Raw genomic sequence first — 7,549 nt, forward strand, 5'->3', positions numbered from 1 at the left:
CAGAAAGGGGTGGGTCGAGCAGAAAGGGGTGGGTCGAGCAGATGGAGGGTGGCTCGACGGACGGCTGCGGTCAGCCGAGGCGGCCGGCGGACTCCTCGAGGTAGCACGTGCCGCACAGGGACTCGTAGGTGACGACCTCGGGCGCGGCGCTGCCGTCGGCACCCTCGTCGATCGCGACCTGATCGCCGTCGAACACGAAGCGCCCGCCGATGACCCGGCCGTTGAACACGGCCTTCCGGCCGCAGCGGCAGATGGTCTTGAGCTCCTCCAGGGAGTGCGCGATTGCCAGCAGACGGGCCGACCCGGGGAAGGCATGCGTGAGGAAGTCGTTGCGGATGCCGTAGGCGAGCACCGGGATGCCGTCCTCCACCGCGATGCGGAACAGATCGTCGACCTGTGCGGGCGTGAGGAACTGCGCCTCGTCGATCAGCAGGCACGCCACGCCGTCGCCCTTCGCCCGGTGTGCGGTGAAGAGCGCGCGGGCATCGTCATCGGGACCGATGAGGAAGTCGACCTCGCGGGTCATGCCCAGACGGCTGGCGATCTCGGAAGCGCCCTTGGTGTCGATCGCGGGCTTCGCCAGCAGCACCTGCTGACCGCGCTCCTCGTAGTTGTAGGCGGCCTGGAGGAGCGCCGTCGACTTCCCGGAGTTCATCGCGCCGTAGCGGAAGTAGAGCTTCGCCACGGTCCCGCCTCAGGCGTTGATGCCGAGGGTCGCCGCGGTGGCCGCGGTCGACTTCTCCGCCAGCGCCGGGTCGTCGTTGAGGGTGGCACCGAACGTCGGGATGAGGTCGCGCAGACGCGACTCCCACCCCGGGAACTCCTCGGGGAAGCAGCTCTTCAGCAGGCTCAGCATGATCGGCACGGCCGTCGAGGCGCCCGGAGAGGCGCCGAGAAGACCGGCGATGGAGCCGTCGGCCGCCGCGACGACCTCGGTGCCGAACTGGAGGATGCCGCCCTTCTTGGGGTCCTTCTTCATCACCTGCGCGCGCTGCCCGGCGTTGATGAGCGTCCAGTCCTCGTCCTTGGCGGTCGGCATGAACGTGCGGAGGCTGTCGACCTTCTTGCGGTGATTCTTCATCAGCTCGCCGAGGAGGTAGGTGATGAGGTCGGGGTTCGCGAACGCGACGCGCAGCATGGGCCACAGGTTGTGCGTGCGCACCTGGGTCACGATGTCGAGCATCGAGCCGTTCTTGAGGAACTTCGGGCTGAATGTCGCGAACGGCCCGAACATGAGCGACGCTTCGCCGTCGACCACGCGCGTGTCCAGGTGCGGCACCGACATCGGCGGAGCCCCCACCGACGCCTGCGAGTACACCTTCGCCTTGTGCTGCGCGACGATCTTCGGATCGCTCGTCTTCAGGAACTGCCCGCCGATCGGGAAGACGCCGTAGCCCTTGATCTCGGGGATGCCGGAGCGCTGCAGCAGCTTGAGGGCCCAGCCGCCCGCGCCCACGAACACGAAGCGCGCCTTCACCTGATTGGGGGTGCGGCCGATCGTGGTGCGGTACTTGACGAGCCAGGTGCCGTCCTTCTGCTTCTTCAGCGACCGCACCTCGTGGTTGGTCCGCAGCGCCACCCCCGACGACGTCAGGTGGTCGAAGAGCTGGTGGGTCAGCGCGCCGAAGTCGACGTCGGTGCCGGCGGGCACGCGGGTCGCCGCGAACGGCTCCCCCTTGCGACGCTTCTGCATGAGCAGCGGCGCCCACTGGTTGATGACGCGCGAGTCCTCGCTGTACTCGATGCCCTCGAACAGCGGCTGATCCTTGAGCACCTCGTAGCGCTCCTTGAGATACGCCACGTCCTTCTCCCCGCGGACGAACGTCATGTGCGGGGTGGCGTTGATGAAGGTCGAGGGCGTGTCGAGCACTCCCCTGTCGACCAGCGACGACCAGAACTGGCGGCTCTGCTGGAACTGCTCGTTGATCGAGACGGCCTTGGCGGGGTCGAGCGGGCCGTCGCCCTGGGGCATGTAGTTCAGCTCGCACAGCGCGGCGTGACCGGTGCCGGCGTTGTTCCACGGGTTGGAGCTCTCCTGGGCGACATCGGAGAGTCGCTCGAAGGCGACGATCTTCCACTCCGGCTGCAGCTCGTGCAGGAGAGTACCCAGGGTGGCGCTCATGATGCCACCGCCGATCAGGACGACATCGACTGTTTCTGTCACCCGACCAGTCTAGTTCGCGGGCCGGAGGCCCCGGACCACGCCGGGTGACCCTTCGCCGGCCGGCGCCCTCACCGGATCAGGCGCTGACGCGCAGCCGCTCCGCGACGATCTCGGCGATCTGCACGGCGTTCAGCGCGGCACCCTTGCGAAGGTTGTCGTTGCTCACGAACAGCACGAGTCCCTTGCCCTCGGGAGCCGACTGGTCGGCACGGATGCGGCCGACGAAGCTCGGATCCTGACCGGCCGCCTGCAGCGGCGTGGGGACCTCTTCGAGCGCGACGCCCGCAGCCGCGGAGAGCAGCTCGGTCGCCCGCTCGGGCGTGATGTCGTCGGCGAACTCGGCGTGGATCGTGAGCGAGTGGCCGGTGAAGACCGGCACGCGCACGCAGGTGCCCGCGACGCGAAGGTCGGGGAGGCCGAGGATCTTCCGGCTCTCGTTGCGGAGCTTCTTCTCCTCGTCGGTCTCGTTGTCGCCGTCGTCGACGAGGTTGCCGGCGAACGGGATGACGTCGAAGGCGATCGGGGCCACGTACTTCTCGGGCTGCGGGAAGTCGACCGCGGAGCCGTCGTGCACCAGGCGCAGGGTGTCGCCCTGGGCGAGCACGCCCTCGACCTGGCCGAGCAGCTCCTGCGCGCCGGCGAGGCCCGATCCCGAGACGGCCTGGTAGGTCGAGACGATCAGACGCTCGAGGCCGGCCTCGTCGTGCAGGGCCTTGAGCACCGGCATCGCGGCCATCGTGGTGCAGTTGGGGTTGGCGATGATGCCCTTCGGGCGGTCGTCGATCGCGTCGGGGTTGACCTCGCTGACCACGAGCGGGACCTCCGGGTCCATGCGCCACGCGCTCGAGTTGTCGACCACCACGGCACCGGCCGCGGCGAAGCGCGGCGCGTAGGCACGGCTCGCGGTCGCACCGGCCGAGAAGAGGGCGATGTCGATGCCCGCGGCATCCGCCTTCTCGACGTCTTCGACGATGACCGTGGCCCCGCCGAACTCGACGGCCGTGCCGGCCGAGCGCGCCGACGAGAACAGTCGGAGTTCGCGGATCGGGAACGACCGCTCGGCGAGGATCTCGCGCATCACGGTGCCCACCTGGCCGGTGGCGCCGACGATGGCGACGGAGAGTCCTGATTCGGAGATGCGGGTCATGATGTTCCTTGGCGTCGAGCGGTGCTACGTCGAGGCGGAGGCGCGGAGTCAGGGTGCGGATGCCGCGCCTGGCGCCGATGTCAGGGTTTCGGGGAGTCTACCGCGTCAGCGCCCCGTGCCGGCGTGAACGACGGCGTCGGCGTCGCCGTCGAGCCCGTAGGCGGTGTGCACGGTGCGGGCGGCCTCGGCGAGGTCGTCGCCGCGGAGCACGACCGAGATGCGGATCTCGGAGGTCGAGATCATCTCGATGTTGATGCCCCCCGCCGACAGCGCCTCGAACAGCACCGCCGAGACCCCGGAGTGGGTGCGCATGCCCGCTCCGACGACCGACAGCTTGCCGATCTGGTCGTCGTGGATGAGGTTCTGGAAGCCCACCTCGGTCTGCTCTCCCGCCAGCGCCTTGAGTGCGGCCGCGGCATCGGCCTTCGGGACCGTGAACGAGATGTCGGTGCGGCCCGTCGCCGAGACGTTCTGCACGATCATGTCGACGTTCGCGCCCGACTTCGCGACGATCTTGAAGATCTCCGCCGCCTTGCCGGGGACGTCCGGAACGCCCGTCACGGTGATCTTCGCCTGGCTGAGGTCGGTGGCGACACCGGCGACGATCGGTTCTTCCATGGCTTCTCCCTCGGCTTCGCGGGGGTTCTTCATACCCTCGCCCAGAACGTACGTGCCCTCGGCCGACGAGAACGTCGACCGGGCGTGGATCAGGACGCCGTGACGGCGTGCATACTCGACGGCGCGGATGTAGAGGACCTTCGCGCCGTTGGCGGCGAGCTCGAGCATCTCCTCGCTGGAGACGTGATCGAGCTTCTGCGCCTTGGGGATGACCCGGGGGTCGGACGTGAAGATGCCGTCGACGTCGCTGTAGATCTCGCAGACGTCGGCGCCCAGAGCGGCGGCGAGCGCGACGGCCGTGGTGTCGGACCCCCCGCGGCCGAGCGTGGTGATGTCGCGGGTGTCGCGGTTGAACCCCTGGAAGCCCGCGACGATGACGATGGCGCCCTCATCGAGCGCTTCGCGCAGCCGCACCGGCGTCACGTCGACGATGCGCGCGGCACCGTGCTGGGAGTCCGTGATCATGCCGGCCTGGCTGCCGGTGAACGACCGGGCCTCGAAGCCCATCGAGTGGATGGCCATCGCGAGCAGCGCCATCGAGATGCGCTCTCCGCTCGAGAGCAGCATGTCGAGCTCGCGTGGGGCGGGGATGGGTGCGACCTCGTTGGCCAGGTCGAGGAGCTCGTCGGTGGTGTCGCCCATGGCGCTGACGGCGACGACGACGTCGTGGCCGGCACGCCGCGTGTCGACGATGCGCTTGGCGACGCGCTTGATGCTCTCTGCGTCGGCGACGGAGGAGCCGCCGTACTTCTGCACGATGAGGGCCACGTTCACTCCCGGGGACGTCGGGCGGATCCGCCCACCGCTCATTCTACGATCGCCCCGTATGCCCGCCCGCGCATGTGACGCCGCGGAGGGCGTGCTCGGTCAGGGCACGGCGGGCGGCGGCACGGCGGATGCCGCGGGGCGGAACCGACCGCCGGTCGCGGCGAACCAGCATCCGACGAGGATCAGGGGGAAGCCGAGGAGGAGCCCGGGCGTGAGCGGCTCGCCGAGGACGATCGCCCCGAGGACGATCGCGACGACCGGGTTGACGTACGTGAACAGCGGCGCGCGGACGGGGCCGACCTCGCGGATGAGGGCGAAGAACGCCAGGAACGCCGCGGCGGTGCAGATCACGGCCAGCGCCACGAGCGCCAGCACCGACGGGAGCGTGGGGACCTGGTGCTGGGTGAGGAGCCCGATGGGCAGATAGACGACGCCGATCATGAGCAGCGACAGGGTGATGGTGCCGAGGGACGGGACGTCGGCGAGTTTGCGCGCGACGATGAACGGGGCGATCGCGTAGAGCACGGCGACGAGCAGGACCTCTCCGGCCGCGAGCAGGCCGATCTCGCCGCCGAACAGCCCGGGTCCGGCGACCACGACGGCGACGCCGACGAAGCCCACGAGCAGACCGATCGACCGGGCGGGGCGCAGCACCCCGCGGTCGCCGCCGCCGAGCGCGATGAGCGCGGCGAAGAGGGGAACGGTCGCGACCAGGAGCCCGGTCATCCCCGAGGGCAGCGTCATCTCGGCGTGCCCGAGCAGCAGGAAGGGGCCCGCCATCTCGACGGCCCCGAACGCGAGCACCCACGGCCAGTGCCGGGCGGCGGCGCGTAGCGCGCCGCTGCGGATCGCGAACGGCAGCAGCAGGAGCGCCGCGAGCAGGGTGCGTCCGGCCACGATGGCCGGCGGGGAGATCGACTCCACCGCGACGCTGATGAAGAGGTAGGGCACGCCCCAGAGCAGCGCCATGGCGCCGAACAGGAGCCAGCCGCGGCGGGAGATGACGGACGACGCGTTCATCCGCGCAGGAGGGGGACGCGGGTCACAGCACGCGCCGCCCCTCGAACGCGCGCCCGAGCGTGACCTCGTCGGCGTACTCGAGGTCGCCGCCCACGGGCAGGCCCGAGGCGAGTCGCGAAACGGTGATCTGCATGGTGGTGAGCAGACGGCTGAGGTAGCTGGCGGTCGCCTCGCCCTCGAGGTTCGGGTTCGTCGCGATGATGACCTCCTGCACCGTGCCGTCGGCGAGCCGCGTCATCAACTGGGCGATGCGCAGGTCATCGGGACCGATGCCGGCGATCGGGCTGATCGCTCCCCCGAGCACGTGGTACAGGCCGCGGAACTCGCGTGTGCGCTCGATCGCCGCGACGTCCTTCGCGTCCTCCACGACGCAGATGAGGGTCTGGTTGCGGCGGGGGTCACGGCAGATGGCGCAGCGCTCCTGCTCGGCGACGTTCCCGCAGATCTCGCAGAACCGCACGCGCGTGCGGATCTCGCTGAGCAGCTCCGACAGCCTCGCGACGTCGAACGTCGGGGTCTGCAGGATGTGGAACGCGATGCGCTGGGCCGACTTCGGACCGATCCCGGGCAGGCGCCCGAACTCGTCGATCAGCTCCTGGACGATTCCGTCGTACATCAGGCGAACCTCGTTGGGGGCTCATAGGGTTCTTCGCGCAGGAACGTCGCGCCGAGCACCTGGCGGATCACGGCTTCGCCGTAGCGCTGCACTCCCCCGGTGGCCGGGGCGCGCTCGCCCGCACGCGGAGGAGCGGAGGCCGAGCGGGCCGGAGACGGCGCAGCGGCGGAAGGCGCCGAGGACGACGGCGCGGTCGCGGCACCGGACGGCGCCGAGCCCGGGGACGCCGCCGTCGGGGTCCGGGCCGCGGACGGAGCACCGCCGGTCGAGGCGTACGCCGAGGGCGGGGTCGGCTCGTACGCGGGATCGTACGGAGGCTCATCGTCCGGATACGGCGCCTCGTCGTCTCCGGGGAGCGGCGGTTCGACGTCGTCGACGGCCCCGTCGTGCGGAGGGACCGGGGCGGATGCCGCGGCCTCCACCTCTTCGGGCTCGTCGTCGACCGCGAGGGCCGGGGTCGGCGCGGCAGCCGACGCGGTCGCGACCGATGAGGTCGCGGCCTCCGAGGTCGGGATCGGGGCGACGGCCCACTCGGTCACCGACGCAGCCGAGGCGCTGTGCGCCTGGGCACGAGCCGGAGAAGCCGCGGAACCGGGGCCGCGGGAGCCGCTCGCCGAGCCCGCACCGGTCGGCGGGGCCGAGCCGCCGACTGCTCCGGTGCCGCCGTCGGACCCCGGACCGGAGCCTCCCGACGTCGAGGGACGGGACGCGCCTCCGGCGGGCAGCGGGGCGGGGAGGTACTTCACCCGTACCCCCACCTCCTGCTCGAGAGCGGTGCGGAGGTGGTCGGAGGTGCCGGACCCGGGCGTCGTGCCCTTGAACTTCGCGACGTCGTGCTGACTCGCGAAGCCGAGGGTCAGGACCTCGGACTCGGTGTCGTAGGCGAGGGGCTGCACGGCGGTCACCACGAGCCAGGACGAGCGGCTGATGCTCTCGAGGCGTGTGAGCACCGCAGGCCACGCGGCGACGATGCGCTCATACGTCACGGGACCGGTCGGCGCGGGAGCCGGCGGCTGCTCGGATGCCGATGCGGCGGGTGCGGCGGCGGGCTCGGGCGCGACCACGGACTCGGGGGCGTTCTCGGCGATCGCGACTCTGGGCGCCGTCGCGGCGGCGTCGCCCTCGGGCGTCGCGGCGGGTGTCGCCGGCGTCGAGGTCGCGGGAGGCGCGGCGGGAGCCGCCGGGGCGGCAGCGGTCTGGGATACACATCTCCGAG

6 protein-coding genes and 1 pseudogene are annotated in these 7,549 nt (G+C 70.8%); all 7 read right to left on the reverse strand.

What is annotated here, in order from left to right; all coding sequences use genetic code 11:
- Positions 1 to 70 precede the first annotated feature (70 nt).
- Positions 71 to 685, reverse strand: coding sequence for a thymidine kinase (locus tag AB3M82_RS14100; protein WP_412958583.1), 615 nt, complete (start codon positions 683 to 685; stop codon positions 71 to 73).
- A gap of 9 nt (positions 686 to 694) precedes the next feature.
- Positions 695 to 2,122, reverse strand: a complete 1,428-nt coding sequence (gene mqo, locus AB3M82_RS14105) for a malate dehydrogenase (quinone) (protein ID WP_412958609.1) — start codon at positions 2,120 to 2,122, stop codon at positions 695 to 697.
- A gap of 118 nt (positions 2,123 to 2,240) precedes the next feature.
- On the reverse strand, positions 2,241 to 3,311 hold the full coding sequence (locus tag AB3M82_RS14110; RefSeq protein WP_412958584.1) for an aspartate-semialdehyde dehydrogenase: 1,071 nt from the start codon (positions 3,309 to 3,311) through the stop codon (positions 2,241 to 2,243).
- A 105-nt stretch (positions 3,312 to 3,416) separates the two neighbouring features.
- Positions 3,417 to 4,697: an aspartate kinase gene (locus tag AB3M82_RS14115; RefSeq protein WP_412958611.1), complete on the reverse strand. Its 1,281-nt coding sequence runs from the start codon at positions 4,695 to 4,697 to the stop codon at positions 3,417 to 3,419.
- Between the two features lie 99 nt (positions 4,698 to 4,796).
- Positions 4,797 to 5,717 carry a DMT family transporter gene (locus tag AB3M82_RS14120; protein ID WP_412958585.1) on the reverse strand — a complete coding sequence of 307 codons (921 nt, stop codon included), beginning with the start codon at positions 5,715 to 5,717 and terminating at the stop codon, positions 4,797 to 4,799.
- Positions 5,718 to 5,739: 22 nt separating this feature from the next.
- Positions 5,740 to 6,333 carry a recombination mediator RecR gene (gene recR, locus AB3M82_RS14125; protein ID WP_412958586.1) on the reverse strand — a complete coding sequence of 198 codons (594 nt, stop codon included), beginning with the start codon at positions 6,331 to 6,333 and terminating at the stop codon, positions 5,740 to 5,742.
- Positions 6,333 to 7,549: pseudogene (locus AB3M82_RS14130) on the reverse strand (hypothetical protein); the annotation flags it as partial. The gene recR and the pseudogene AB3M82_RS14130, both read right to left, overlap by 1 nt.

This window comes from Microbacterium californiense, assembly GCF_047246625.1.
Classification (GTDB): domain Bacteria; phylum Actinomycetota; class Actinomycetes; order Actinomycetales; family Microbacteriaceae; genus Microbacterium.